Annotated in this window: 23 protein-coding genes; 8 read left to right on the top strand and 15 right to left on the bottom strand. The window is 61.3% G+C overall.

What is annotated here, in order from left to right; translation table 11 throughout:
• Positions 1-4 precede the first annotated feature (4 nt).
• The 5 genes from IG168_RS18055 to gatC form a co-directional block, all read right to left on the bottom strand.
• On the bottom strand, positions 5-1,549 hold the full coding sequence (locus tag IG168_RS18055) for an amidase (RefSeq protein ID WP_193165993.1): 1,545 nt from the start codon (positions 1,547-1,549) through the stop codon (positions 5-7).
• Positions 1,550-1,677: 128 nt separating this feature from the next.
• On the bottom strand, positions 1,678-3,366 hold the full coding sequence (locus IG168_RS18050; protein WP_193165992.1) for an AMP-binding protein: 1,689 nt from the start codon (positions 3,364-3,366) through the stop codon (positions 1,678-1,680).
• A gap of 211 nt (positions 3,367-3,577) precedes the next feature.
• Positions 3,578-5,029 carry an Asp-tRNA(Asn)/Glu-tRNA(Gln) amidotransferase subunit GatB gene (gene gatB, locus IG168_RS18045; protein ID WP_193165991.1) on the bottom strand — a complete coding sequence of 484 codons (1,452 nt, stop codon included), beginning with the start codon at positions 5,027-5,029 and terminating at the stop codon, positions 3,578-3,580.
• A 27-nt stretch (positions 5,030-5,056) separates the two neighbouring features.
• Entirely contained in the window at positions 5,057-6,517 is a 1,461-nt protein-coding gene (gene gatA, locus IG168_RS18040) for an Asp-tRNA(Asn)/Glu-tRNA(Gln) amidotransferase subunit GatA (protein WP_193165990.1), read from the bottom strand.
• 41 nt (positions 6,518-6,558) lie between these two features.
• Complete coding sequence (gatC, locus tag IG168_RS18035) at positions 6,559-6,846, bottom strand: Asp-tRNA(Asn)/Glu-tRNA(Gln) amidotransferase subunit GatC (RefSeq protein WP_193165989.1); 288 nt, start codon at positions 6,844-6,846, stop codon at positions 6,559-6,561.
• 423 nt (positions 6,847-7,269) lie between these two features.
• On the opposite strand from gatC, the gene IG168_RS18030 reads away from it, so the two are divergent.
• The 8 genes from IG168_RS18030 to IG168_RS17995 all read left to right on the top strand — a co-directional run bounded on the left by IG168_RS18030 (position 7,270) and on the right by IG168_RS17995 (position 17,833).
• The gene (locus tag IG168_RS18030; RefSeq protein ID WP_091386284.1) at positions 7,270-8,304 is read left to right on the top strand and encodes a rod shape-determining protein; all 1,035 of its coding nucleotides are present in this window, start codon (positions 7,270-7,272) and stop codon (positions 8,302-8,304) included.
• 89 nt (positions 8,305-8,393) lie between these two features.
• The gene (mreC, locus tag IG168_RS18025) at positions 8,394-9,245 is read left to right on the top strand and encodes a rod shape-determining protein MreC (RefSeq protein ID WP_193166023.1); all 852 of its coding nucleotides are present in this window, start codon (positions 8,394-8,396) and stop codon (positions 9,243-9,245) included.
• Positions 9,232-9,711, top strand: coding sequence for a rod shape-determining protein MreD (mreD, locus tag IG168_RS18020; protein ID WP_193165988.1), 480 nt, complete (start codon positions 9,232-9,234; stop codon positions 9,709-9,711). The genes mreC and mreD overlap by 14 nt, the downstream gene beginning before the upstream one ends.
• Positions 9,712-9,875: 164 nt before the next feature.
• Positions 9,876-10,496, top strand: coding sequence for a Maf family protein (locus IG168_RS18015; protein WP_193165987.1), 621 nt, complete (start codon positions 9,876-9,878; stop codon positions 10,494-10,496).
• Positions 10,493-11,983 carry a ribonuclease G gene (gene rng, locus IG168_RS18010; protein WP_193165986.1) on the top strand — a complete coding sequence of 497 codons (1,491 nt, stop codon included), beginning with the start codon at positions 10,493-10,495 and terminating at the stop codon, positions 11,981-11,983. Before IG168_RS18015 ends, rng begins: the two co-directional genes overlap by 4 nt.
• Positions 11,984-12,061: 78 nt before the next feature.
• Complete coding sequence (locus IG168_RS18005; RefSeq protein WP_226877111.1) at positions 12,062-16,321, top strand: YhdP family protein; 4,260 nt, start codon at positions 12,062-12,064, stop codon at positions 16,319-16,321.
• 60 nt (positions 16,322-16,381) lie between these two features.
• On the top strand, positions 16,382-16,915 hold the full coding sequence (msrB, locus tag IG168_RS18000; RefSeq protein ID WP_193165985.1) for a peptide-methionine (R)-S-oxide reductase MsrB: 534 nt from the start codon (positions 16,382-16,384) through the stop codon (positions 16,913-16,915).
• A gap of 78 nt (positions 16,916-16,993) precedes the next feature.
• On the top strand, positions 16,994-17,833 hold the full coding sequence (locus IG168_RS17995; RefSeq protein WP_193165984.1) for a hypothetical protein: 840 nt from the start codon (positions 16,994-16,996) through the stop codon (positions 17,831-17,833).
• 238 nt (positions 17,834-18,071) lie between these two features.
• Here the strand turns inward: IG168_RS17995 and yjgA are convergent, their stop codons facing one another.
• The 10 genes from yjgA to lptC all read right to left on the bottom strand — a co-directional run bounded on the left by yjgA (position 18,072) and on the right by lptC (position 25,872).
• Positions 18,072-18,587 carry a ribosome biogenesis factor YjgA gene (gene yjgA / locus IG168_RS17990; protein WP_193165983.1) on the bottom strand — a complete coding sequence of 172 codons (516 nt, stop codon included), beginning with the start codon at positions 18,585-18,587 and terminating at the stop codon, positions 18,072-18,074.
• Positions 18,588-18,606: 19 nt separating this feature from the next.
• Positions 18,607-19,953, bottom strand: a complete 1,347-nt coding sequence (mgtE, locus tag IG168_RS17985) for a magnesium transporter (RefSeq protein ID WP_319024753.1) — start codon at positions 19,951-19,953, stop codon at positions 18,607-18,609.
• Between the two features lie 128 nt (positions 19,954-20,081).
• Positions 20,082-20,351 (bottom strand): HPr family phosphocarrier protein, encoded by a 270-nt coding sequence (locus IG168_RS17980; RefSeq protein WP_193165981.1) that lies wholly within the window; start codon positions 20,349-20,351, stop codon positions 20,082-20,084.
• 51 nt (positions 20,352-20,402) lie between these two features.
• Positions 20,403-21,260 (bottom strand): RNase adapter RapZ, encoded by an 858-nt coding sequence (rapZ, locus tag IG168_RS17975; protein ID WP_193165980.1) that lies wholly within the window; start codon positions 21,258-21,260, stop codon positions 20,403-20,405.
• A 108-nt stretch (positions 21,261-21,368) separates the two neighbouring features.
• Positions 21,369-21,830, bottom strand: coding sequence for a PTS IIA-like nitrogen regulatory protein PtsN (gene ptsN, locus IG168_RS17970; RefSeq protein ID WP_193165979.1), 462 nt, complete (start codon positions 21,828-21,830; stop codon positions 21,369-21,371).
• 3 nt (positions 21,831-21,833) lie between these two features.
• Entirely contained in the window at positions 21,834-22,124 is a 291-nt protein-coding gene (gene hpf / locus IG168_RS17965) for a ribosome hibernation-promoting factor, HPF/YfiA family (protein ID WP_193165978.1), read from the bottom strand.
• A gap of 205 nt (positions 22,125-22,329) precedes the next feature.
• Positions 22,330-23,778 (bottom strand): RNA polymerase factor sigma-54, encoded by a 1,449-nt coding sequence (locus IG168_RS17960; RefSeq protein ID WP_193165977.1) that lies wholly within the window; start codon positions 23,776-23,778, stop codon positions 22,330-22,332.
• Between the two features lie 162 nt (positions 23,779-23,940).
• On the bottom strand, positions 23,941-24,666 hold the full coding sequence (gene lptB / locus IG168_RS17955) for an LPS export ABC transporter ATP-binding protein (protein ID WP_193165976.1): 726 nt from the start codon (positions 24,664-24,666) through the stop codon (positions 23,941-23,943).
• 80 nt (positions 24,667-24,746) lie between these two features.
• Positions 24,747-25,319: a lipopolysaccharide transport periplasmic protein LptA gene (gene lptA, locus IG168_RS17950; protein ID WP_193165975.1), complete on the bottom strand. Its 573-nt coding sequence runs from the start codon at positions 25,317-25,319 to the stop codon at positions 24,747-24,749.
• A complete protein-coding gene (lptC, locus tag IG168_RS17945; RefSeq protein ID WP_193165974.1) occupies positions 25,306-25,872 on the bottom strand; it encodes an LPS export ABC transporter periplasmic protein LptC in 567 nt (188 codons plus the stop codon). The genes lptA and lptC overlap by 14 nt, the downstream gene beginning before the upstream one ends.
• Positions 25,873-25,898: the final 26 nt, after the last annotated feature.

Here is a 25,898-nt window from a genome sequence, read left to right as displayed (position 1 = left end):
CGGTTTAGTTCGGGTCGCCGGCCAGAAATTCAGGCGCGCGGCGCTGCTGGCTGGCCTGCTCGTAATTGTACGCAGCGCGGATCAGTCTGTCCTCCTGCCGTGCGCCGGCAAAAAACGAGATGCCCACCGGCAGGTGTCCGACAAACCCCATGGGCACGGTGATGTGCGGGTAGCCGGCTACAGCGGCGGGGGTGGTGGCGGAGCCCAGGTAGTGATCGCCATTGATGTGATCGATCTTCCAGGCGGGGCCGACGGTGGGCGCCACCAGAATATCCACGTTGTATTTTTTCATGGTCGCGTCGATACCATCGGCGCCGGCGAGTTTCTTCAGTCGCGCCACCTGTACCGCGTATTCCGGCTCCGCACGCCCGCGGGATGCCTGGGCCTGCAGGAAGATTTCCTGATCGAAATAGGGCATTTCGGCGCCGGCTTTTTCGCGATTGCCGCGGATCAGTGATTGCAGAGTCTTGTAGTCGCCGGTGGTGCCGGCCAGGTACTCGTTCAATGCGTCCTTGAAGTCCCAGGCCAGTAGCTCGAATTCCTTTTCTTCGATGGCGTCCATGGTGTCGATATTGGTGTTGTCGACGACGGTGGCACCCTGGGTGCGCAGAGTCTGCAGGGCCTTTTCAAATTCTGCATCGGTCTGGGGGCTGTAGCCCATCAGGTTGCGCACGACGCCGACACGCAGGCCTTTCAGGCCGCCGCTCACCAGCTGATCGGCGTAGCGCCCGCTGGGGGCAATGCTGTCGGGGTCATTCTTATCGCGGCCGGTCATCGCATCCAGCAGCAGTACTGCGCCGGTGACCGTAGTGGCCATTGGGCCCGCAGTATCCTGGTGAATGGAAATGGGGATGATACCGGAGCGGCTGATAAGGCCGAGGGTGGGCTTGATGCCGACAATACCGTTGATGGCTGCAGGGCAGGTCACCGAGCCGTCGGTCTCGGTGCCGACCGCGAGAGGCACCAGTCCGGCGGCGACGGCGATGGCGGAACCGGAGCTGGAGCCGCAGGGGGAGCGACTCAGGTCATAGGGGTTGCGGGCCTGGCCACCGGTGCCGCTCCAGCCGCTGGAGGAGTGTGTCGAGCGGAAATTGGCCCACTCGCTCAGGTTGGCCTTGCCCAGGATAATTGCGCCGGCAGAGCGCAGCTTGGCAGCGAGAAAGGCATCCCGCTGTGGAATATTGTCTTTGAGCAGTACTGAACCCGCGGTATTGGCGAGGCCGTCGCCGGTGTCGATATTGTCCTTCAGTAGCACGGGGATGCCGTGCAGGGGGCCGAGCAACGTGCCTTCGGCGCGCAGCCGGTCGAGGCGCCGGGCATCCTCGAGTGCGTGGGGATTGAGCTGGGTGACCGCGTGCAGTGACTTGTTGCGCGCTTCGATGCGACTCAGGTAATCGTTGACCAGCTGAACGGAGGTTGTCTGGCCTGCGGTCAGGGCCGCGCGCAGTTCACTGGTAGTGGTGAAGTCTTTTTTGTGGTCGGCGGCGAGTACTGCCGTACTGAACAGCAGCGCCATGGCACTGTAGGCAAGCATTTTTATTGTTTTCATGGTTATCCTTGTTCAATTCATGGAGGTCGAACGATTTCCATACTGCCATACTACCGAATTCTGCAACGAATTCTCGTCTGCGGCGTGACCAGCGGGCGCACAACCGTGTTGTACGCCCGCCCGACTCATTAATCCTCCAGTCCGAGTTCGGCGATGGATATTTCACGCATTCGGAATTTCTGGATTTTCCCGGTGACTGTCATCGGGAAATCGTCGACGAACTTGAAGTAGCGGGGAATCTTGTAGTGGGCGATCTCTCCCTTGCAGAATGCGCGCAGGTCTTCTTCAGTGACATCTGCGCTGTTTGTGCGCAGTTTGACCCACGCGATCAGTTCCTCGCCGTACTTCTTGTCCGGCACACCGGTGACCTGTACATCGGAAACGGCCGGGTGTGTGTAGAGGAACTCCTCGATTTCCTTCGGGTAAATATTTTCGCCACCGCGAATCACCATATCCTTGATGCGCCCGACGATCTGCACATAGCCCTCTTCATCCATGGTGGCGAGATCGCCCGTGTGCATCCAGCCCTCGCTGTCGATTGCATTGTGAGTGGCTTCCTCGTTATTCCAGTAGCCGAGCATGACGCTGTAACCGCGGGTGCAAAGCTCGCCGATGGTGCCCCGCGGCACCGAATCGCCGGTGGCGGGATCGACCACTTTCGATTCCAGGTGTGGCTGGGTGCGGCCGACGGTGGTAACGCGTTTCTCGAATGGGTCGTCGGCGCCGGTCTGGGTCGAGACCGGGCTGGTCTCGGTCATGCCGTAGGCGATCTGCACTCCGTGCATATGCATTTTTCCGGTGACGGCCTTCATGACTTCCGCGGGGCAGATGGAACCGGCCATGATACCGGTGCGCAGTGAGCTGAGGTCGTGATCGGCAAAGCGCGGATGATCCAGCTCTGCGATAAACATCGTCGGTACGCCGTAGAGGGCTGTGGCGCGCTCGCTGGCCACGGTCTCCAGTACCGCCTCGGGATCAAAGCCCTCGCCCGGATAGATCATGGTGGCACCGTGGGTGACACAACCGAGGTTGCCCATCACCATGCCGAAACAGTGGTAGAGCGGTACCGGGATAACCATGCGATCCTTTTCCGTCAGACCGATGCTTTCGGCAACGAAGAAACCGTTATTGAGAATATTGTGGTGGGAGAGGGTGGCGCCTTTCGGGAAGCCGGTGGTGCCGGAGGTGTACTGGATATTGATGGGGTCGGAATAATGCAGGCCGGACTGCACTGCGGCGAGTTGCGCGGGATCGGTGTGGCGCGCCTCCTCGAGCAGGTCATTCCAGCGCCACATGCCTGGGTAGTCCCGCTCAGCCAGGTTCACCACCGTTTCCAGTCCAGGTAGCTTGGCCGCCTGCAGCTGCCCCTTTTGCGATTGCTCCAGTTCCGGGGCCAGTTCGTAGAGCATCTGCGTGTAATCGGACTGCTTGAATCGCTCAGCGATTACCAGCATGCGCGTGCCCGAGTGGTTGAGCGCATATTCCAGTTCGTGCAGCCGGTAGGATGGATTGATGTTGACGAGGATGGCGCCGATCTTGGCCGTGGCGAATTGCAGCGTGGTCCACTGGGCGTTGTTGGGCGACCAGATGCCGATGCGGTCGCCCTTGCGCAGGCCGAGGGACAGCAGGGCGCGGGCGCAGGTATCCACCTGCTGGCGGAATTCCCGGTAGCTCCAGCGGAGCCCCTGGTGGCGAACAATTAGGGCGTCGTTGTCCGGGTAGGCGGCGACAATCTGGTCGAACTTGTCGCCGATGGTCATGCTGATCAGAGCTGGACTGGTTTCACCGCGGGTATGACTGAGCAGGGCTTCGGACATTGCGTAGACCTCTTATCGTTATCTGTGGCTGGCAATCAGGCAGCGCGCCTTGTTACAGGTTATTGGAGGTTACTGTCCTGTCATTCGTTCCGTTTGTCCAGTCGTCTTTGTCGGAGGAAAGGTGGCAGCAGTATGCCGGAGAGGGGAGTGCGGCGAGGTATGGAGGGCGGGGGAAGGCGGGAGCGCCGCGGCGCTCCCGTCAAAGTGGCGATTACAGTAGTTCGTCCAGCTTCTTCTTGAGAATCTGGTTGATGAGCTGCGGGTTGGCCTGGCCCTTGGAGGCCTTCATGATCTGGCCGACGAAATAGCCCATCATTTTCGGGCGCTTGGCCTCGTCGGCATTGCGGTAGTTTTCTACCTGGGCGCCGCTGGCGGCGATCACGTCGTCCACCATTTTCTCGATGGCGCCGGTATCGGATACCTGCTTGAGACCGCGTTTCTCGATGACGGTATCCGCATCGCCCTCACCGTTGGCGATGGCCTCGAACACCTGTTTGGCGATCTTGCTGGAAATGGTGTTGTCCTTGATGCGCGCGATCAGGCCGGCCAGTTGCTCCGCCGACACCGGTGACTGCGCGATGGACAGTTCCTCGCGGTTCAGCAGCGCGGCCAGTTCACCGGTGATCCAGTTGGCGGCCAGCTTGGCTTCGCCGGAAGACCTGGCCGCTGTCTCGAAGTAATCGGCCAGGGCGCGCTCCTGGGTCAGTTGCTCGGCGTCGTAGGCGGAAAGGCCGTAGTCGCTCTGGAAGCGTGCGCTCTTGGCGTCCGGGAGTTCCGGCAACTCGCCGCGCAGTTTTTCCACATAGTCATCCGTCAGTACGACTGGCAGCAGGTCGGGGCAGGGGAAATAGCGATAGTCATTGGCCACTTCCTTGCTGCGCATCGAGCGGGTTTCGTTCTTGTCGGCGTCGTAGAGGCGGGTTTCCTGCGCGATGCTGCCGCCGTCCTCGAGAATATCGATCTGGCGTTCGGCTTCCACCTTGATGGCGCGCTCGACGAAACGGAAGGAGTTGATGTTTTTCAGCTCGGTGCGGGTGCCGAGTTTTTCCTCGCCCTTCAGACGCACGGATACGTTGGCATCGCAGCGCATGGAGCCCTGGGACATGTCCCCGTCGGAAATTCCCAGGTAGGTGACGATACTGTGGATTTTTTTCAGGTAGGCAACCGCTTCCGCCGCGCTGCGCATATCCGGCTCCGAGACGATCTCAATCAGCGGGGTGCCGGCACGGTTCAGGTCGATGCCGGACATACCGTGAAAGTCTTCGTGCAACGATTTCCCCGCGTCCTCTTCGAGGTGTGCGTGGTGCAGTCGCACGGTCTTGCTGCTGCCGTCCTCCAGGTGGATTTCGATTTTGCCCGGGCCGACAATCGGTTCCGCAAGCTGGGTAGTCTGGTAGCCTTTGGGCAGGTCGGGGTAAAAATAGTTTTTGCGCTCGAAGACGGAGCGCTTGCCGATTTCCGCGTTCATCGCCAGACCAAACATGGTCGCGAAACGAAAGGCCTCTTCGTTCGGTACCGGCAAGGTGCCCGGCATGGCCAGGTCGATGGCGCAGGCCTGGGTATTGGGTGCAGCGCCAAACTGGGTGCTGGCGCCGGAAAACAGTTTTGATTGGGTGGCGAGCTGTACGTGGACTTCCAGCCCGATCACGATTTCCCATTCCACAGTGATACTCTCCTAATTCGGCGCTGGTTAGACGGCGCTGGCCAAGTCCGGGTGCTGTTGGTGCCAGTCGGTTACCTGCTGGTACTGGTGCGCAACGTTGAGCATGCGCGCCTCGTCCAGGTAGTTGCCGATAATCTGCAGGCCGACGGGCAGGTTGTCGACCTGTCCGCAGGGCAGGGACATGCCCGGGAGCCCCGCCAGGTTGGTGGCGATGGTGTAGATGTCCTCGAGATACATGGCGACCGGATCGGCTGCCTTGGCGCCGATTGCGAACGCCGGCGACGGCGCTGTGGGGCCCATGATCACGTCGACTTTTTCGAAGGCCTGCACAAAGTCCTGCTTGATCAGGCGGCGCACCTGCTGGGCCTTGTTGTAGTAAGCGTCGTAGTAGCCAGCGGACAGCGCGTAGGTGCCGACAAGGATACGGCGCTGTACCTCGTCGCCGAAGCCCTCGCCGCGGGAGCGCATATACAGATCGCGCAGGTCGGCGGGGTTTTCACAGCGGTAGCCGTAGCGCACGCCGTCGAAGCGCGACAGGTTGGCGGATGCCTCTGCCGGCGCGATAACGTAATAGGCCGGTACCGCGAGACCGGTATGTGGCAAGCTGACCTCCACCAGTTTCGCGCCCAGTTTTTCGTATTCCTTCAGGGCGTCCTGCACGCGCGCGGCGGTTTCCGGGTTGAGGCCCTCGCCGAAGTATTCCTTTGGAACACCTATCTTCAGGCCGGCGACAGGGTTGTCCAGGTCGGCGGTATAGTCCTGCGGTGCCCGCCTCAGGTTGGTGGAATCGCGTTCGTCGCTGCCGGCCATCACCGACAGCATATGGGCGACGTCCTCGGCGTTGCGGGCAATGGGGCCGGCCTGGTCGAGGCTCGAGGCAAAGGCGATCATGCCCCAGCGGGACACGCGTCCATAGGTGGGCTTGAGGCCGGTGGTATTGGTTAGCGCCGCCGGCTGGCGAATGGATCCGCCGGTATCGGTGGCGGTGGCGCCCGGGGCCAGCTGCGCCGCAACGGCGGCAGCGGAGCCGCCGGAAGAGCCGCCGGAGACGCGCGCGGTGTCCCACGGATTTTTCACCGGGCCATAGAAACTGGTCTCGTTGGAAGAGCCCATGGCGAACTCGTCCATATTGGTCTTGCCCAGGGAGATGGCGCCGGCGCGCTGGAAATTTTCCACGACCGCCGCATCGTAGGGCGGAACGAAGTTGTCCAGCATCTTCGATCCGCAGCTGGTGCGCACACCATTCGTGCAGAAGATATCCTTGTGTGCGATGGGCACGCCGCACATGGCCGGGGCATCGCCGCGGGCGAGGCGCTCGTCGGCCGCAGCGGCCTGCTGCAGGGCCTGCTCGCCAGTGACGGTAATGAAACTGTTGTAGTTGCTGTCGTGTTGCGCGATGCGCTCGAGCAGGTGCCGGGTGAGTTCGACACTGGAGAACTGCTTGTCGCGCAGTCCTCGAATAATTTCGGCGATGGTTAACTGGTGCATGAATTTCCCGCGTTATTCTTGAGCGTTGGGGCGAAGTTTGGTCAGTCGATGACTTTCGGGACCAGGTACAGCCCCTCTTCGGTTTGCGGAGCGAGGGCCAGGAAATCCTCGCGCTGGTCGGCTTCTGTCACGGTGTCGGACCGCAGTACCTGGACTTCGTCCAGGGGATGGGCCATCGGCGATACGCCTTCGGTATTGACTGACTGCAGCTGGTCGACCAGCTGCAGGACATCCCCCAACCGGCTGCTGACTTCCTCAATGGTTTCCTCGGAGATGGCAATGCGGGCCAGCTCCGCCAGTTTTTCGACAGTTTGCTCGTCTACGGCCATGACGACAGGGCTCCAGCTTGGGTGGCGATGAAGAATTGTCCCCTTCGGGTGCGGGGCAGGAGGGCCGCAAATTTAGCACAGAAGGCCGGAATTCTCATAAATCTACGCGGCGCGTTGCTCACTCCGGGCTCAAAGGCGGTGTCGGCGACCGCGGCTTGCGCGACTGTCCCAGATGCCGGGTGCGGGTGTACGGTGGACAGCTTGCCGGGCATTGTGTGAATTTCGCGCATTCTTCCTTGCCCTGAACCTGCACCGTTGTTAGAGTTTGCCGATTCTGGCCGGGGTCTGTGCGCCATCGGCCGCGAAGCCGCAAAATGCGCTTCGGAACTCAGAATTTATTGTGTGGACTAACTAGGCTTTGGTCTGCCAATGCCGCGCCCGCCCGGGGCGCAGTAAAAAATTAGTACAAGGTAATCGAATTCCATGTTTAAACGTTTGCGGGGCATGTTCTCCAGTGACCTCTCCATTGATCTGGGAACCGCCAACACGCTGATCTACGTGCGCGATCGCGGCGTAGTTCTGGATGAACCCTCTGTCGTCGCCATCCGCCACTACAACGGCCAGAAGATCGTCGAGGCCGTTGGTGTCGAAGCCAAGCGTATGCTGGGCCGTACACCGGGCAATATCACGGCTATCCGCCCCCTGAAAGACGGCGTCATCGCCGATTTCCAGGTTACCGAAAAGATGCTCCAGCACTTCATCAAGAAAGTGCACGAAAACAGCTGGATGCGCCCGAGCCCGCGCGTGCTGGTGTGTGTCCCCTGCCAGTCCACCGAAGTGGAGCGCCGCGCGATCCGCGAATCCGCCATGGGCGCAGGTGCCCGCGAAGTGTGGCTGATCGAGGAGCCCATGGCCGCGGCCATCGGTGCCGGCCTGAAGGTCGAAGAGGCCAGCGGTTCCATGGTCGTGGATATCGGTGGCGGTACTACCGAGATCGCCATCATCTCCCTGAACGGCGTGGTTTACTCGGATTCCGTGCGTATTGGCGGTGACCGCTTCGACGAGGCCATCGTCAACTATGTGCGTCGCAACTATGGCAGCGTGATCGGCGACGCGACCGCCGAGCGAATCAAAGAAGAGATCGGCTGTGCCTACGCCGGCAGCGAAGTGCGCGAAATCGACGTGCGCGGGCGCAACCTGGCCGAAGGTGTGCCGCGCAGCTTTACCCTCAATTCCGACGAGATTCTCGAGGCGCTGCAGGAGCCGCTGACCGGCATTGTGCAGGCAGTGAAGAGCGCACTGGAGCAGTCTCCCCCCGAACTGGCATCCGACATCGCCGAGCGCGGCATGGTGCTGACCGGTGGCGGTGCGCTGCTGCGCGATCTGGACCGCCTGCTGATGGAAGAGTCCGGTCTGCCGGTCATCGTTGCCGACGACCCGCTGACCTGTGTGGCCCGCGGCGGCGGCAAGGCCCTGGACATGATGGACAAGAGCCGTCTGTACCTGGTGTCCAATTAAGCGAATGTCCCGATCTGCAGGCGCCGCGGCGCCTGCAGTCACTTGCGATAACAACTATTCACTGGCTGACCTGGTAATGGGGGTTTCCCATTAAACCGCTGTTTACTCGCGGCCCTTCCCCGGAATCCCGCATCCTCGTGCTGGGTCTGGCGGCGGCCGTCCTGATTGTCATCAATATCTATACAGACTGGCTTCAGCCGTTGCGCGAGAAAGCCGCCAGTCTGGTGGCTCCGTTCTACTGGGTTACCGGAACGCCCGGCCGCGTCGGCGACTGGGCAGAAGAGCAGTTCCGCACCCGCGAAGAGCTGCTGGACGAAAACAGCCGCCTCAAACGCCAGGTCCTGTTGCTGGAACAGCGCAGCCAGTTGCTGGCGGCGGCCAAGGCAGAAAATACCCAGCTCAAGGAGCTGATGAATTCCGCCGAGACCCTCGACGAAAAAGTCCTGGTGGCCCAGGTAATCGGCGTTTCGCCGGACCCGCTCGAGCATGTACTGATGATCGATAAGGGTCGCGACGACGGCGTGCACCTTGGAACGCCAATCATGGACGCCAGCGGCCTGCTGGGGCAGGTGATCGAGGCGGGGGCATCCTCCAGCCGCGTGCTGCTGATCACCGACGCCAGTCACGCGATACCGGTACAGGTACTGCGCAACAGTGTGCGCGCCGTCGCCGAAGGTACCGGGGATCTCTATCGACTCAAGCTGCGTCACCTGGCCAATACCAGTGATATCCGCGTGGGCGACCTGCTGCTCAGTTCCGGCCTCGGCGGGCGCTTCCCGGCGGGTTACCCGGTGGGCGAAGTCATTTCCGTGCAGCGCGATCCGGGCCACGCTTTTGTCGAGGCGGACGTTCAGCCCCGCGGGCGTATGAATCGCAGCCGTTTCGTGCTCGCCGTCCTCGATAGCGACAATGCGGGAGAGGCGAGCGTTGGAACCCCATAATCGCTGGTTTATCGCCGTCACCATCCTGCTGTCATTGCTGCTGGCAGTGATGCCATTGCCCTATAACTGGCTGTGGTTTCGCCCCGCCTTTACGGCACTGCTGGTCATATTCTGGATTACGCGCATGCCGCAGAGCCTCGGCGTTGGCTTCGCGTGGCTGGTGGGGGTGCTGGAAGATCTGGTGACCGGCGCGACCCTGGGTACCCACGCGTTGGCGCTGGCGGTGCTCGCCTATTTCAGTCTGCTCACCTATCAACGCACGCGCGCGTTCAATCCTGCCCAGCAGCTAATGTGGGTTTTCGTGCTGGTGGGTATCAATCAGGTGGTGGGCAACTGGGTGCACAGCCTGTCGGGCAAACCGGTTCCCGGGCTGACTTTCCTGTGGCCCGCCATCACCAGCGCGCTGCTGTGGCCCTGGGTCGTTCCCTGGCTGAACTCGGTGGCGGGGCGCCTGCAGGTCCGCTGATTGTCTGAGTGCTCAATTCTGAGAAATATGTGCTAATAAATGTCGGCAAAAGGCGTTAAAGTCACTGCCCGCCGCAGTCGATGTAAAGCCGCGTAAAGGGCGATCATTTTTCGACCTGTCCGGCTATAATCGGTCGCTGATCCACAAAGAAAATAAGTAGTACCGTGCCTAACTCCTCTGCCGACAGCCGCCTACTGCTCGCCTCCGGCTCGCCGCGCCGCGCGGAGCTGCTGGCGCAGATCCGTGTGCCCTTCACCCGCATTACTCCTTCAGTGCCGGAACAGCAGCGCGCCGGCGAAACCCCGCAGGACTATATCCGCCGCCTGGCCCAGGAAAAGGCCGAGGCCGGGTTGTCTATGGCCGGGGATTCCGGTGACGAACTCTGGGCACTGGGCGCGGATACGCTGGTACTCGCAGGCGACAAGGTGCTGGAAAAGCCGGAGAATTTCGCCGACTTCGAATCCATGATGCACAGCCTGTCCGGCGGCGAGCATTCGGTGCTGACCGCGCTCTGCCTGCGCGGTAGTGGACGCCAGTTCAGCCAGGTGGTCGAAACCCGCGTGCGCTTTCGCCATCTCAATAAGCGTGTGATTGAATCCTACTGGCGCACCGGCGAGCCCGCCGACAAGGCCGGTGGCTACGGCATTCAAGGGCTGGGCGCGGCGCTGGTGGAATCCATCAGTGGCAGTTACAGCAATGTGGTGGGGCTACCGCTGGAGGCGCTGGTACCGATGCTGGAAAACGCCGGAATCCGCTATTGGGTCGGCGCGGAGGATATCACTTGAGCGAAGAACTACTGATCAACGTGGCGCCGATGGAAACCCGCGTGGCGCTGGTCGAAAACGGCGTGCTGCAGGAAGTCTACCTGGAGCGCAGTGCGCGCCGCGGCATTGTCGGCAATATCTATAAAGGCAAGGTGGTACGGGTGCTGCCGGGCATGCAGGCGGCGTTTGTGGATATCGGCCTTGAGCGGGCCGGTTTCATCCACGCCTCGGATATCGCGCCGCTGGATGAAGAGGGCATGGAATCCCGCGAACCGACGGAAGTCGCGGATATCCGCGCGCTGGTACGCGAGGGGCAGTCGCTGCTGGTCCAGGTGGTGAAAGACCCGATCAGCAGCAAGGGTGCCCGCTTGACCACACACCTGTCCGTGTCCGCGCGCTACCTGGTGTATATGCCGCAGACCCGTCATATCGGCATCTCCAACCGCATCGAGGACGAGGGCGAGCGCGAACGCCTGCGCGAACTGGTCGAGCAGGCGTCGGCCAAACTGGCGGACGAAGGGCAGTCCGGGGATGGCGGATTCATCCTGCGCACTGTCGCCGAGGGCGTCAGCGAGGAAGAGCTGCTGCGGGACATTCCCTTCCTGTACAAGCTGTGGGGCGAACTGGAACAGCGCATCAAGAGTCGCCCGCTGCCGTCGATCATCTACGAGGACTTGCCGCTGTTCATGCGTGCGCTGCGGGACCTGGCACGGCCGCACACGGAGAAAATCCGCATCGACTCCCGCGAGGCCCACGGTCGTGCCGCGGAGTTTTCCGGCAAATACGCCCCGGAAATTGCCGGCCGCCTGGAGCACTATCCGGGAGAGCGCCCGCTGTTCGACCTTTACGGCGTCGAGGAGGAAATCCGCAAGGCGCTGCACAACAAGGTGACGCTGAAGTCAGGCGGTTACCTGATCGTCGAGCAGACCGAGGCCATGAGCACCATCGATGTGAACACCGGTGCCTTTGTCGGGCACCGCAACCTCGAAGAGACTATTTTCAAGACCAACCTCGAGGCGGCCACCGCCATCGCGCGCCAACTGCGCCTGCGTAACCTGGGTGGCATCATCATCATCGATTTCATCGACATGAAAGATCCCGAGCACCAGCGCCAGGTGCTGCGGACGCTGGAAAAGACCCTGGAACGCGACCACGCCAAGACCAGCATCACCGGTGTGTCCGAACTGGGGCTGGTGGAAATGACGCGCAAACGCACGCGGGAGTCCCTCGGACAGTTCCTGTGCGAACCCTGTTCAGTGTGCGGTGGGCGCGGCACGCTGAAGAGTGCCGAGACCGTCTGCTACGAAATCTTCCGCGAGATCATCCGCGAAGCCCGTGCCTACGACAGCGAGAAGATCATGGTGCTGGCCAGCCAAGTGGTGATCGACTTGCTGCTGGACGAGGAATCGGCCAATGTGGCGGATCTCGAAGAATTTATCGGCCGGCCGATCCAGTTCCAGGTCGAGCCCATTTACAACCAGGAGCAGTACGACATTGTTCTGGTCTGAACGCCGTAGCGTCGTCGTGTTCCGGTCGCGCACCCAGTGTCCGCGACCCGCAGTGCCGCGTCCGCGGGGAGTGCGGTGATGATCGGCGCCCTGCGCTGGCTGGCGCGTAAGTTCTGGCTGCTGGTGATCTCCCTGGTCATCGGTCTGGCGATCCTGGTACAGACCGGCCGTATCCTGTCGCCGCAGGTGGAGCAGTACCGCCCGGAAATCAGCCGGTTGCTGTCCTCGCGCCTCGGTGTACCGGTCCAGATGGACGGCCTGTCGCTGCGCTGGAAGGCCCTCGAGGTGGCGCTGCAGCTGGACGGCCTGCGCCTTGGCGATCACGGCCAGGTGAAGATGGGATACGGCCTGTTTCACCTGGACCTGCTAGCCAGTCTGTGGAACCGCGAACTGGTGTGGAAAAACCTGCAGGTACACGATTTTTCCGCGGAACTGAGTCGCACGGCCAGCGGCGACTGGCATATCGAAGGCTTCCCGGTGGCAGAGGATGCGGCGCCTGCAGACAGTGCAGAGGGCGGCCTGCGCCTCGGGGATCCCGCGCGTATTTTCCAGCTGGGCCCAAAGGTGCAGGTGCGCAATGCCAGTATCACCCTGCGCCTGCCAGACGGTCCGGCCGCGCAGATGAACCTGCCACAGATATTGCTGGAAAACAGCGGCGGCTTTCACCGCCTGACCGCACGCGCCTTCCTGTCGCGGGAATTGCCCGGTGAGCCTGGTGCCGCTGCGGAGGCCACGCCCCATGCGGAGACATTGCGCCTGGTATTGGAGGGCAGTGGCAATCCCCGCGACAAATCCCGCTTTGCCATCAACGGCTATGTTCAGCTCAACGAGCTGCTGCTGGATGGAGATATTGTCTCACTGCTACAGCAGATGCTGCCGCTACCGCAGAAATACCACTGGAACGGACCGAAGCTGGCGCGGGGCAGCCTGTGGCTGCAGAGCGACGCAAAAGAGGGCTACCGCCTGCGCGGCCGCCTGGATCTGGCCAGCGCGCCAGCCGGCACCGACGCGGCCGAGAACGCGGTCGACGGTGATACTGTCGATCAGCCGGCGGAGCCGTCGCTGATGGCACCGCTGGAATCCGTTTCCGGCGATATTTCCGGACACTGGCAGCCGGGCGAGCAGTGGCGGCTGGCGCTGCAGAATGTCCAGCTCGGCTGGCACGACCTGCCGATGCCACCACTCAACCTGCAGGCCCGAAATGGCACTGCCACCGGCCTGCAACTGGCGGTCGACCGCGTTGATCTCGGAGCCTGGAGTCATATTCTGGAGCGCATGGCACTGCTCAAGGGGCCTGCCGCTGACTGGCTGCAGGCGCTGCAGCCGACCGGCAGTCTCGAGCGGATTCAGTTTGCCCGCGATCCTGAAGGCCAGATCACTCTAAGTGCCAATGTGCGCGATCTGGTGGCGGAGGCCTATCGCGGGGCGCCGGCAGTAACGGGACTGAACGGTTACCTGGAAGTGCACGGAGCCAATGGCCGCGTGGAATTCGGCGGCGGTCAGGATTTCAGTGTGCATTTTCCCAATCTGTACGACGAGGCATTCCATTTCACGCGAGCCAGCGGCACAGTCGCCTGGTCGGTAGATCGGGACGCCAATGCGGTCGACATCTATTCGGGGCCGCTGCAATTACGCGGCGAGATGGGCGAGGTCAACGGGCAGTTCCTGCTGGACCTACCGTTCCATCCGCACACAAGGGCGGCGGATCTGACTCTGGCGCTGGGGCTGCGCGATGCGCCGGTTACCGCGCAGCGGAACCTGATCCCGACCACCGTCAGTGAGGACCTGCGCAGCTGGCTGAACCACGGCCTGGGTAAAAAGAATCCCGGACGGGTGTCCCGCGCCGGGTTTATCTACCGCGGTTCCAATTACCACGAGGGCGACAACGCCCGCCTGCTGGCGCTCGGCGAACGCCCGGATCGCCAGACAGTGCAGCTGGCTGCAGATGTCGAAGATGGCGCGCTCGATTACGCTCCCGGCTGGCCGGCGGCGCGCGACATTGCGGCGCGATTGCTGATCAACGACGGCGATGTGCAGGTCAACGCCAGCACCGCGAAGCTTTGGAATATCGATGCGCATTCCATTGAGGTCGGGGTCACACCAAATCCGGCCGGTGATGGATCCATTCTCGGTGTGCGCGCCCAGTTGAGTGGCCCGGCGGCGGACGGTCTCAAACTGTTGCGCGAGTCGCCGCTGCGCGAGCGACTCGGCAGCGCCTTTGACGACTGGCAGCTGGGTGGGCGTATGGACGGCAGCCTGACCCTGTCACAGCCCCTCGGCGGCGCAAACGTGGCGCCTCGCCAGAATGTACAGGTGTCACTGCGCGGCGGCGAGCTGAAGCTGCAGAACCTGCGTCTCGATATCGACGGCCTGGACGGGCAGGTGCACTACGACAGTGAGCGTGGCCTCGCCGGCACCAAGCTTACCGGGGACCTCTGGGGACGGCGCCTGCAGGCGCACATCCAGCACATGGGCGAGGGAGATTTGCGCGATACCCAGGTGGTGATCGACGGCAGCAGCAGTGCTGAATCGGTGCAACAGTGGAGCGGCCGGCCGGAACTGGCCTGGCTCGATGGCGTCTTTGATTATCACGCCCTGGTGACAATTCCCGCGTCGGCCAAGCAGAAACCCTATGCGGCGATATTCGAGCTGTCTTCCGACCTGAAAGGCGTCGCTGTGGACCTGCCCGCGCCGTTTGGCAAGGCGCGGGACGTCAGCACCGAATACGTACTGCGGGCGCCGATTGGCGAGCAGGGCACGCTGTTCCACATGAATTACGGCGAACACTTGCAGGGGTTGTTCTGGCAGGTAGACGGTGTGGTCGACCGGGCTGCTATCGGCCTCAACGCCCAGGCGGTGCTACCGGAAGAGCGCGGCCTGAAGATCTCCGGCGACCTGTCGCAAGTCGATGTGCCGCACTGGCTGGATCGACTGAAAGTCTTTAGTAGCGATGGCCACTCTGCTCCGGCCTCCGGCAGTCCTGAAGTTGATAGCGGTGTAGGGTTGCCGGCGGAAGAAAATCCCCTGCCGATTTCCCTGGACCTGAGCACCGATCACCTGCAACTCGGTGCTGCCGATATCGATCACATTCACGTCAAGGGGCGGGGGCTCGGCGCCGACTGGCGGCTGCAGTTTGACAGCGAAATGGCTTCCGGCGAGCTGGACGGCGTGATGAATTCCGAAACGCCACTGCAGTTGCATCTGAGTCATCTCTATCTGCCGGCGCGGGAAAAGGCCCAGCCTGCGGAGGGCGAGTCGGACAGTAGCGACACAGAGAAGCCCGCGGTGGATCCCTGGGCCGGCTTCGATTTTACCCAGTTGCCTCACGTGGATTTCAGTACCGACAAATTGCGCGTTGGCGACGAGGATCTGGGGCGCTGGTCCTTCCGTGTGCGCCCGTCTGCGCAGCGCTTGGTGGTCAGCGATATTCGGGGTGTCGCGCGCGGCGTGCGCGTCGAGGGGCGCGGTGAAGGCGAGAACAAGCTGGGCGCGCAACTGATGTGGCTGCGCAATGCCGACGGCACTGAATCCTCGCAGTTTATCGGGCGTCTGGCGGCTGCGGACCTCGCAGATATCCAGCGAGCCTGGGGGCAGGAGCCGGCCATCGAGAGCGAATACGCCACATTTGATACCGCGCTGCGCTGGGATGGCTCCCCGGCCCAGATGTCTGCGGACCGTCTCTCCGGCGACCTGAAAATCGATATTCGCAAGGGGCGTTTCCTGCGCGCCAGCGATACCGCCGGTTCGGCGTTTTTGCGGCTGCTGTCGCTGTTCAATTTCGATACCTGGGCGCGCCGCCTGCGCCTGGATTTCTCCGATCTGTACCAGAGTGGCATGGCTTTCGACCAGGTGCGCGGAGAAGTCTATTTCGAGGGGGATGGCAAACTGCTGATTTCGGTACCGATCCAGGTGGAAGGTCCCACCAGCGAGCTGCAGATGGCCGGGCGCGTGAACCTGAAGCGCGAGGACCTCAACCTGACCCTGGTGGCGACGCTGCCGGTGGGCAATAACCTGGCGCTCGTCGCGGCACTGGCCGGCGGGCTGCCGGCCGCCGCCGGGGTCTACCTGATCAGCAAGGCGTTCAAGAAACAGGTCAACAAGATGGCCAGCGTCAGTTACCGCATTAGCGGTGACTGGGATGAACCGCAGGTTCGCTTCGATAAGCTCTTCGATGATGAGGGCGCCCAGAGGGAGGGATCGGAAGCGGAGGCGCAGAGCCGGCCGCCGCCGGACGATAGGCCCGCAACCGATGTGCCCGACCGACTGCTGCCGCAACCGCAAAAGCTGCAGGAGACCGGCAGCGCCGCCGGAGCAGCGATGGGAGCGTCCGCATTTTGAATCGCCACCGGGACTCCGCTAACCCTATAACAATGTAGAGGTAGGGGAGGGAGTGTACTAATGAACAGTATTGTGAAACTGGTCACTCTGAGTCTGATGCTGGCGCTGGTTCCCGCCTGTGGCGAGGCCGACGAGCGCGGCGATCAGAGCATGACCGTCGAACAGGCCAAGGCCAACATTGCCGCGGGCACCAACCTGTCGACAATTCCCGATTCGGTGTGGCGCCAGCTGCTGCCGAAAGAGCAGTACCGGATCCTGTGGGAAAAGGGGACTGAGCGCGCCTACACCGGGAAGTTGCTGCACAATAAGGCAGAAGGTACCTACGTGACTGCGGGCTGCCGCCTGCCGGTATTCAGTTCAAAACACAAATACGATTCGGGCACGGGCTGGCCCAGCTTCTGGGACGTTGCTTACCCGCAGAATATCGTACTAAAGGCCGATTACAGCCTGGGTATGAAACGCACGGAGGTGCTGTCGGCCTGCGGTGAACATCTCGGCCATGTGTTCCGGGATGGGCCCCAGCCCACGGGTCTGCGCTACTGCCTGAACTCGCTGGCTCTGGATTTTATCCCGGCAGTTGCAAAAACCGAATAATTATTCGATATTTGTGTCTGCGGCACTAGGGTGACCGCTGCGCAGAGGTAAAACAATAATCAACAGAGGTCCATACAGATGTCTGAAGCGGCCACATTGCCAGGTGCGCCCGCGAACCGCTACATGCTGTTCCGGGTATTCAAATACGCTGTTTACCTGTTACTCGCTTACAACGTTTATGCGTTCTTTACCGAAAACCATGCTGCCGCGGGTGCCGTCTTTGCCGATGGTATGCAGCTCGGCAAGCTAATCGAAGCCTACAACGATTCTATCGACACGCTTTCCTGGGTGCTGCTACTGCTGGTTTTCGAGCTGGAGACCTTTATCCTGGCCGATGACAAGATCCACGGCTGGGTGAAGTGGGCCCTGAATATCGTTTCCGGTTTCTGTTACCTGTTTATTCTCTATTCGTTTTACGGTTATGTGGCCGAAATGGCTTCCCTGACCCATCTGCTGCCACTGTCGCAGCCGGTTTGTGACCTGGCCAATCAGGGCGGTTGGCTACTGGCGGTGGGGCAGGACGACTATGTGCCGCTGGCGGCAAACAACTGCGCGGCGCTGGCAGATGCCCATATACTGCGCCAGGCCGACATTCATGTGCTGGCAACGGTGGGTACCTGGAACGAGATCAAATGGCTGGCGGCAACAGACGTGGTGAATGCCGGCGCCTGGTTGCTGGTGGTGGTCATCCTGGCATTCGATGTGTGGCTACAGCTACGGCATGAACTGTCCAATTCAATGATGCGCTACTCCCAGGTGATCAAGGTGCTGCTGTATTCCACGCTGCTGTTGTGTGCCATCTACTGGGGCATCAACGGCAGCTTCCTGGACTTCTGGGATGCCTTCCTGTGGCTGGTGGCCTTCTTCTTTATCGAAATGAACCTGTTCGAGTGGCAGGCGGAGACCAGTGCCGAGTAGTCACAGCTACAAGTGTTTTTCGATGTAGGGGCGAACTTTGTGTTCGCCCTCTTTCGTTTAGCGTACTTTAGATGACTTCGAATGCGGCCTTGTTGCCGGAGGCCTTAGAGTAAGCCGCAATGGCCCCGTAACCTTGGCCTTCACAGAGCCGGAGCAAAGCGCGCAAAGACCAGCCTCAGGGCCCAAAATAAAAGGGCGAACACAAAGTTCGCCCCTGTCACCCGTCGTTGCTGAATATCTATTCCGCTTCCTGGATAAAGAAGTCCCGCAGGAAACGGAACAGCTTGCGCCGGTTGGTGGGTGGCTTGTTGTTTTTGATTTCCCTGTGCGAATCCCGGATCAGCTGGCGCAACTGCTGGTGATCTGCATTCGGGTAGCGATTAAAGAATTCGCTCTGTGCGGTATTGCCCTCGTCCAGCAGCCGGCTGCGCCAGTCCTCGGCCATTTTGTCGAAGCGCAGGTGTTGCTGGTCGCGCTCCTTGAACCGGGTCATGACCGCTTCAATCGCTTCGCTGTCTTCACTGCGCATCAGCCGGCCGATGTACTGGTGTTGGCGGCGTCGCGCCTCGTTCGATTTGATGCGGTGCAGCGTCGCGATCGCCTCGCGCAGATCGTCGCTGATCGGCACTTCGGCTAGTTGTGCGGCCCCCAGCTCGGTCAGCTGGGTGCCAAGGGCCTGCAGCTCGTGCATCTCCTGTTTGACCCGGGTCTTGCTCTTCGGTAATTCGTTGTCGAAATCTTCAAATTCTTCCACAGTGACTTCCTGTTGATGGCTAGCTACCGAAATACCAGGTGGCCAGTCCGAGAAATGACATAAAGCCTACCACGTCGGTGACGGTGGTCAGGGCGACGCCACCGGCCAGGGCGGGGTCGATGCGCATGGTACGCAGCATTACCGGCAGTATGGCACCGGCCAGCGCCGCGGTGATCAGGTTGATGACCATGGCGGCGACGATGATAAGCGCGATGCGGCTGTCGTCGAACCACAACCCGGCGATCAGGCCCATCACCAGGGCCCACAGCAGCGCATTGAGCGCACCGGCCCCAAGTTCGCGGTTCAACAGCCAGCTCAAGTTGCTGCGCCCGATCTGGCCGAGCGCCATGCCGCGGATGACCACGGTCAGGGTCTGGCTGCCGGCCACGCCGCCCATGCTGGCGACGATGGGCATCAGAATCGCCAGCGCCACCACTTTGTCCAGGGTGCCCTCGAACAGGCTGATGACCCAGGAGGCGAGCAGCGCGGTCAGCAGGTTGATTCCCAGCCACAGGGCGCGGCGGCGCGCAGTGCGCCGCACCGGTGCGAAGGTATCCTCTTCCTCGTCGAGGCCGGCAAGACTCATCAGCGAGTGATCGGCGTCCTCGCGGATTACGTCCACAACGTCGTCGATGGTGATCCGGCCCAGCAGGCGATTGTCTTCATCCACAACCGGCGCGGAAATCCAGTCGTACTTGGTGAACAGGCGCGCGACTTCAGTGTCGGGCATATCCGCCGGAATCGGTTCCACGTCGGTGTTGACCACTTCCCTGACCGTCACCGACGGATCGGTGGTAAGCAGCCGCGACAGCGGCAGCAGGCCGATATACTGGCCCTTGCGGTTGACGACGAACAGGCAATCCGTCGATTCTGGCAGGTGTTCGTGGCGGCGGAGATAGCGCAGTACCACATCCAGAGTCAGGTTGGGCCGCACGGAAATGGTATCCGTGTCCATCAACCCGCCGGCGGTTTCTTCGTCGTAGGACAGTACGCTTTCCACCCGCGCGCGGTCCGTTGCGCTCATCGCCGCGAGCACTTCAGCCATCACCCGCTCGGGCAGCTGCTGCAGGATATCCGCTACGTCGTCAGCGTCGAGGCCCTCCATCACCGCGACCATTTCCTCGGTATCCATGGTGGCGAGGATCTGGCTCTGGACCTCGTCGGGCAGTTCCTGCAGGACCTCACCCTCGACCTCGCGGTCGATCAGTTTCCACAGGACCTGGCGGATACGCGGCGGCGAACTTTCCAGCAGCTGGGCGATGCTCTGCGGCGACAGGGTGCTGAGCATGCGCCGGACTTCGCGGCCGGTGCCGCTGTCGAGGGCGGCGAACAACTCGCTCAGCTGCTTCTGTGCGCGGAATTTGATTTCAGCTGGAGATTGGCTGGGCACGGCGGTTCCCTGACTGCGGGGTGGTAAATAGCGCGATTATACTTGCGACAGCCGCCTCCAGCGATCATTGATGATTGGGGCGCCTATGGTCAGGAGTTGGGGGATCACTCGGTCTCGCCGAAACGATCCTCAACGAGTTCGCAGATTGCGTTAAGCGCTGCCTCTTCATCTCTTCCTTCGACTTCCAGCTCAAGTTCCGTGCCCTTGCCCGCGGCCAGCAGCATCAGCGCCATGACACTCTTGCCGTCCACGGATTTGCCGCCGCAGTGAACCTTGATGTCCGCGGAAAATCGCGCTGAGGTCTGCGCGAGCTTGCTCGCCGCGCGGGCGTGCAGGCCCAGCTTGTTGATGATGAGGAGACGGGATTTTTGCATGGGCGCTGTTTTCTGTCTGGCTAGCTGGTTACCTGGCTGGTCGGGTGGAGTTTACAGCTGCTGTTCGCGGTGGCGAATCTGTACATTGTCGAACTCCCCGGAGAATACCCTGGCCAGCTGTTCCACCATGTATACGGAGCGGTGACGTCCGCCGGTGCAACCAATGGAGACGCAGGTATAACTGCGGTTGCTGCGCTGGTAAGCCGGTAGCCAGCGCTGCAGGAACTGGGTAATGTCCCGCTGCATTTCCGCTGTTTCCGGGTGGTTGCGCAAGTACTCGATCACTTCCGGGTCCCGGCCGGTCTTCTGGCGCAACTCCGCTACCCAGTAGGGGTTCGGCAGGCAGCGCAGGTCAAAGACCAGGTCTGCGTCCACCGGTACACCATGTTTGAAACCGAAAGACTGGAACAGGATTGCCATACCCGGCGTCTCGTGGCCGACAACGCGGTTTTTCACCAGGTCGCGCAGCTGGTGCAGGCTCAGGCTGCTGGTATCGATCACCAGGTCGGCCATTGCCGCAACCGGCGCCAGCAACTCTTTCTCCCGGTTGAGGGCTTCCAGCAGGTGGGTGCGATTATCGCTCAGCGGGTGTTTGCGGCGGGTTTCGCTGAAGCGCTGCACCAGTACCGGCGAGCGCGCGTCCAGGTAGATGACATCGCACTGTACACCACTCTCGCGCAGGGTGTTGATTACCCGCGGGGCCTGCTGCACGTCCTGCCACAGGTTGCGGGCGTCGATGCCAAGCGCCAGCCGTGTGTTTTCCAGGGGCTGCTCGTTTACCCGATTGACCAGCTCGGGCAGGAGGCTTGCCGGGAGGTTGTCGATGCAGTTGAAGCCGACATCCTCGAGCAGTTGCAGGGCGGAGCTTTTACCGGAGCCGGATCGGCCGCTGATAATCACCAGGCGCATGGATCAAATACCGGGGTTTGCTGAAAGTGAACAATGATCGGGGTTTCGCGTTGGCGGCTCAACCGTAATTGTTCACTATGACTGAATTATTGTGGGGGTTCCGCCGGTTTAGGCCACGGCGGCGCTGTCGATAGCAAGGGCGTAGAGCTCATCACCGCTCTGCGCCTGGCGCAGCTTTTCCCTTACCCGGCTGTCGGAAAACAGCGCGGCGATCTCCGCGAGGGTTTCCAGGTGCTCCTGCTCCGCATCTTCCGGAACCAGCAAGGCAAACAGCAGGTCGACCGGCTGGCGGTCGACGGCGTCAAAATCAACGGCGGGGTCGGTGGTGCAGAGCACGCCGATCGGGTGCTCGCAGCCCGGCAGGCGGCAGTGAGGAATCGCCACGCCCTCGCCGATTCCGGTGGATCCGAGGCGCTCGCGGGCGATCAACTGATTGAAAATCGTATCCGCATCGAGTTGCGGGTACTGTTCGGCAATGGCCTGGGCAATATTGAGCAGCAATTTCTTTTTGCTGCTCCCCGCCAGGTGGCACAGACTCAGGCGGGGAGAGAGTAATGCTTCCAATGTCATAGTTTATCGGTGTTTCTGCAACTTCTCTTTGTGTTTCTTCAGCTGGCGATCCAGCTTGTCGGAAACGGCATCGATGGCCGCGTACATGTCTTCGTCTTCGGAGCCTGCACACAGGTCGTGCCCGTTGATGTGTACCCGGGCTTCCGCTTTCTGCACCAGCTTCTCGACCGAAAGAATGACCTGGGCATTGGTTATGTTATCGTAATGTCGGGAGAGTTTTTCCAGCTTGCTTTCGCAGTAGTCGCGAATGGGCGGTGTCAGTTCAACATGGTGGCCACTGATATTAATCTGCATGGATATCTCCTCCGCGAGAGCATCTTATGACTGGTGTGTCACTGGCGCCCTCCGTCAGGGCGGCAACCCTACTAGGAAGTTCGCCAGAATGGAAGGATACACTCAAAGTTCGAGGTTTGGTTGTGCGTGGGGTGGAATGGCGCGCCCTGGCAAAAATGACCAGGGCGCTTGATGTGGTCGGGAAGTGGAGGGCGTCAGGCCGGGTTCAGACCAGGCGTTTGCGCTCGCTGGAGGAGGGTATTCCCATGGATTCGCGGTACTTTGCCACGGTGCGGCGCGCCACCTTGATGCCCTGTTGATCCAGTTCCTGCGTGATCTTGTTGTCGGACAGCGGCTTGCGTGGCTGTTCGGCATCGATCAGTTTGCGGATCATGGCGCGGATGGCGGTGGAGGAGGCGTCCTCACCAGAGTCGGTACTCACGTGGCTGGAAAAGAAGTATTTCAGCTCGAATACGCCGCGGGGAGTGAGCATGTACTTCTGGGTGGTCACGCGGGAAATGGTGGATTCGTGCATGCTGATGGTTTCGGCGATATCCGCCAGCACCATGGGTTTCATTGCCTCTGGACCCAGTTCGAAGAAGGCCTGTTGTTTCTCGACAATGCTGGAAGCTACCTTTAACAGCGTTTCGTTGCGGCTCTGCAGGCTCTTCAGGAACCAGCGCGCCTCCTGCAGGTGATCTCGCAGGAAGTTGTTATCGCTGGAATTGTCGGCGCGTTTGATCAGCGCCGCGTAGTCGCCATTGATGCGCAGGCGCGGGGTGGTTTCCGGATTGAGCTCCACCACCCAGCGTTGCTGCCGCCGGCTGACGATGATATCCGGTATGACGTAATGTGGGTCTTCGCCCCCGAACGCCTCTCCGGGGTAGGGCGTCAGCGTCTGGATCAGGCGCACCACGTCCCCGAGTTGTGCTTCGCTCAGGCGTGTGCGCCGGCTGAGCTGGCGGAAGTCGCGTTTGCCGAGCAGGTCGAGATGACGATCCACCACCAGGCGGGCCTGATCCAGCCAGGGTGTGGAAGCAGGTAGCTGGTGCAGTTGCAACAGCAGGCACTCGCGCAGATCCCGGGCCCCGCAACCGGCGGGCTCAAATTGCTGGATAGTCTTCAGCACTGCGAGCACTTCATCTTCGTCTACATCGAGTGCCGCGGCGATTTCGCGGGGGCAGGCTTCGAGAAACCCGCTCGGCACGATGCCGTCGATCAGATTTTCTCCGATCTGCTTATCCTGCAGGGACAGGGTGGTGAGGTTCAGCTGCCAGGCAAGATGCCCTTGCAGGCTGTCCGTCGTCGTATTGCGGTCCAGAGTCGATTCGTCACCCTCGCCACCGCTGTAGCTGCCATTGCTGTAGATGTCATCCCAGCGCGTGTCGACTGGCAGGTCGTCGGGGATATTTTGATCCTCCCAGTTCCGCTCAGTGTCGCCTTCGCTGGCAGTATCGTTGCTGGCAGCAGTGGGGTCGCTGGACTGGGTGTGCTGTTCGGCGGGCGCTTCGCCATGATCGTCGCCCTCCACCTCCAGAAGAGGGTTGCTGTCGAGCGCGGACTGGACTTCCTGTTGCAGATCCAGTGTCGACAGTTGCAGCAGGCGAATGGCCTGTTGCAACTGAGGCGTCATGGTCAGCTGGGTGCCGAGTTTTAACTGGAGAGACTGCTTCATAGAGGGCTTTCAGGCCAAATCGGCGGATGAATCGTCTAAATATCAGAGACGATGCAGACTAACCCTCTGTTTGGCCGATTACAAGCAATAACTATGCCGAAAACGCCGATCGCGATTCGGGTCGGAAATGATGCTGTTGGGGGGAGCCGCCCGGAGGCGGCATCAGATGGTGAAGTCGTGCCCGAGATAGACTTCGCGTACTTGCTGGTTGTTCATAACTTCGTCGGGAGTGCCGGATGCAATGATATGCCCCTCACTGACGATATAGGCGGTCTCACAGATATCCAGGGTCTCACGCACATTGTGGTCGGTGATCAGTACGCCGATGCCGCGGTCGCGCAGGTGGCGGATGATCTGCTTGATGTCGTTGACCGAAATGGGGTCGACCCCGGCAAAGGGCTCGTCCAGCAACACGAAGGCCGGGTCGGTGGCCAGGGCGCGGGCGATTTCCACGCGGCGGCGCTCACCGCCCGACAGTGCCATGCCGAGGCTGTTCTCGATATGGGTGATGTTGAATTCCTGCAGCAGGTTCTGCAATTGTTGCTGGCGCTCGCCGCGGGACAGGTCCTTGCGGGTTTCCAGGATTGCGAGAATGTTGTCGCGAACCGAAAGGCGTCGGAATACCGATGCTTCCTGCGGCAGGTAACCAATCCCCTTGCGCGCGCGTCCGTGCATCGACAGTCGTGTGATGTCCTCCTGGTCGATCAGGACCTGGCCGGCATCCGCCTGTACCAGGCCTGCGATCATGTAGAAGCAGGTGGTTTTGCCGGCGCCGTTGGGGCCGAGCAGGCCGACCACCTGGCCGCTGGTAACCTGCACGGAAACGTCCTGGACTACCTTGCGTTTTTTGTACTGCTTGGCGAGATGTAACGCCTGTAGCGTTGGCATAGTGTGTTCCGAAATTCAATCCATCGGGCTGCCGGAAGGATGCCGGGCCCGCTGCGAAGGGCGGTAGAGTCCGCTGTCCGCTACTGCTGCTGTTGTTGCTGTTGCTGTTGCTGTTCGTTTTCCGCCGGTTGATCGCCCGTCGTCTTTTTCTCCGGCTTCCAGATCATTTCCACGCGGCCGTCGCCGGACTGTCCCTGGGCCTGCATCTGTTCGCTGTTCATGTCGTAGTCGATGCGCTCCGCCGCCAGCGTGTTGCCATCGCGATCCACATGGGCATTGCCGCTGAGGTGCAGTTCGTCGGAGCTGACGGTAAATTCGATGCGCTGGGCCTTGGCCTTCACCGGGTTTTCGCTCTGCTGTACCTGCTGCTGGAAGTGGGCGGGCTTGCCGGTGGCCACTACGCGCTTGATCTCACCGCTGGGACTGCCGTGGACTTCAACGCGGTCGGCGCGGATCTGTAGTGATCCCTGTGTGATGACCACATTGCCGCTGTAGACGGACAGGTTCTTGCCTCGGTTGGCTTCGAGCTTTTGCGCCTGCACCTTGATCGGCTGGTTGCGGTCGTCGGGCAGGGCGGAAACCTGGGCGCTCAGGGACAGCAGGCAGAGCGCGACAATGCCAGTCAGCCGCTGCAGTAGGTCAATTCGGTTCATAGCTACTTTCCACATCGGAGAGGATTTCCACCCGGTCCTGTTTCAGGAACGCGCGCAGGCCTTTGCCCTGGGTGCGGTTGGGGCCGGCGGTAATGGTAACAAGTTTGTCGGTTTCGGCGTATTCCTGCCGCGGTTTGATGGTGATTTGTTGGGTTTCCAGGCGGACGCCACCGGGTTCCGGTTGTTCGGTAATCTCGACGTCGCCCCTCAAAACGACGCGCTGGCCATTGTTGTGGGCGACACCGGTACGGGACACGGTGCGCCACTTGGGCTGGTCGCCTTGATAAAAAAGTATGCGCGGCTCGGTCAGGTCGGCGCGGTCGCGGCGGGCGAACTGGAAAAAGGTGATTTTGTCCGCGTCGACCCGGTAGGCGAGAGTACCCTCCTGGTTGAAGTGGCGGGTTTTGGCATCGCGGATCACCAGATCGGGAGCGCGGTTTTGCTCCTGTGGCGTGGGCCGCTTGCCGACCAGTTGTTCCGGTGGGCTCTCCATGAACCAGAGGCCGGCGCTGATAAGGGCCACGACGATGACCAGTGGCAGCCAGGTGCGCATTTGAATTCTCCATCAATCTCAATGGC

It is taken from the genome of Microbulbifer hainanensis, assembly GCF_014904735.1.
Taxonomy (GTDB): domain Bacteria; phylum Pseudomonadota; class Gammaproteobacteria; order Pseudomonadales; family Cellvibrionaceae; genus Microbulbifer; species Microbulbifer hainanensis.
The sequence above is the reverse complement of the archived record's forward strand: the minus strand, read 5'-3'. Positions and strand labels throughout refer to the sequence as shown.

Coding starts and splice junctions, on each gene's coding strand:
- lptC (WP_193165974.1), bottom strand. CDS start 25,872: ATGCGCACCTGGCTGCCACTGGTCATCGTCGTGGCCCTTATCAGCGCC.
- gatC (WP_193165989.1), bottom strand. CDS start 6,846: ATGGCCGTAGACGAGCAAACTGTCGAAAAACTGGCGGAGCTGGCCCGC.
- hpf (WP_193165978.1), bottom strand. CDS start 22,124: ATGCAGATTAATATCAGTGGCCACCATGTTGAACTGACACCGCCCATT.
- IG168_RS18055 (WP_193165993.1), bottom strand. CDS start 1,549: ATGAAAACAATAAAAATGCTTGCCTACAGTGCCATGGCGCTGCTGTTC.
- rapZ (WP_193165980.1), bottom strand. CDS start 21,260: ATGCGCCTGGTGATTATCAGCGGCCGATCCGGCTCCGGTAAAAGCTCC.
- IG168_RS17960 (WP_193165977.1), bottom strand. CDS start 23,778: ATGAAGCAGTCTCTCCAGTTAAAACTCGGCACCCAGCTGACCATGACG.
- gatA (WP_193165990.1), bottom strand. CDS start 6,517: ATGCACCAGTTAACCATCGCCGAAATTATTCGAGGACTGCGCGACAAG.
- IG168_RS17980 (WP_193165981.1), bottom strand. CDS start 20,351: ATGCAAAAATCCCGTCTCCTCATCATCAACAAGCTGGGCCTGCACGCC.
- msrB (WP_193165985.1), top strand. CDS start 16,382: ATGAACAGTATTGTGAAACTGGTCACTCTGAGTCTGATGCTGGCGCTG.
- IG168_RS18005 (WP_226877111.1), top strand. CDS start 12,062: ATGATCGGCGCCCTGCGCTGGCTGGCGCGTAAGTTCTGGCTGCTGGTG.
- IG168_RS18030 (WP_091386284.1), top strand. CDS start 7,270: ATGTTTAAACGTTTGCGGGGCATGTTCTCCAGTGACCTCTCCATTGAT.
- lptB (WP_193165976.1), bottom strand. CDS start 24,666: ATGCCAACGCTACAGGCGTTACATCTCGCCAAGCAGTACAAAAAACGC.
- IG168_RS17995 (WP_193165984.1), top strand. CDS start 16,994: ATGTCTGAAGCGGCCACATTGCCAGGTGCGCCCGCGAACCGCTACATG.
- lptA (WP_193165975.1), bottom strand. CDS start 25,319: ATGAACCGAATTGACCTACTGCAGCGGCTGACTGGCATTGTCGCGCTC.
- IG168_RS18050 (WP_193165992.1), bottom strand. CDS start 3,366: ATGTCCGAAGCCCTGCTCAGTCATACCCGCGGTGAAACCAGTCCAGCT.
- ptsN (WP_193165979.1), bottom strand. CDS start 21,830: ATGACATTGGAAGCATTACTCTCTCCCCGCCTGAGTCTGTGCCACCTG.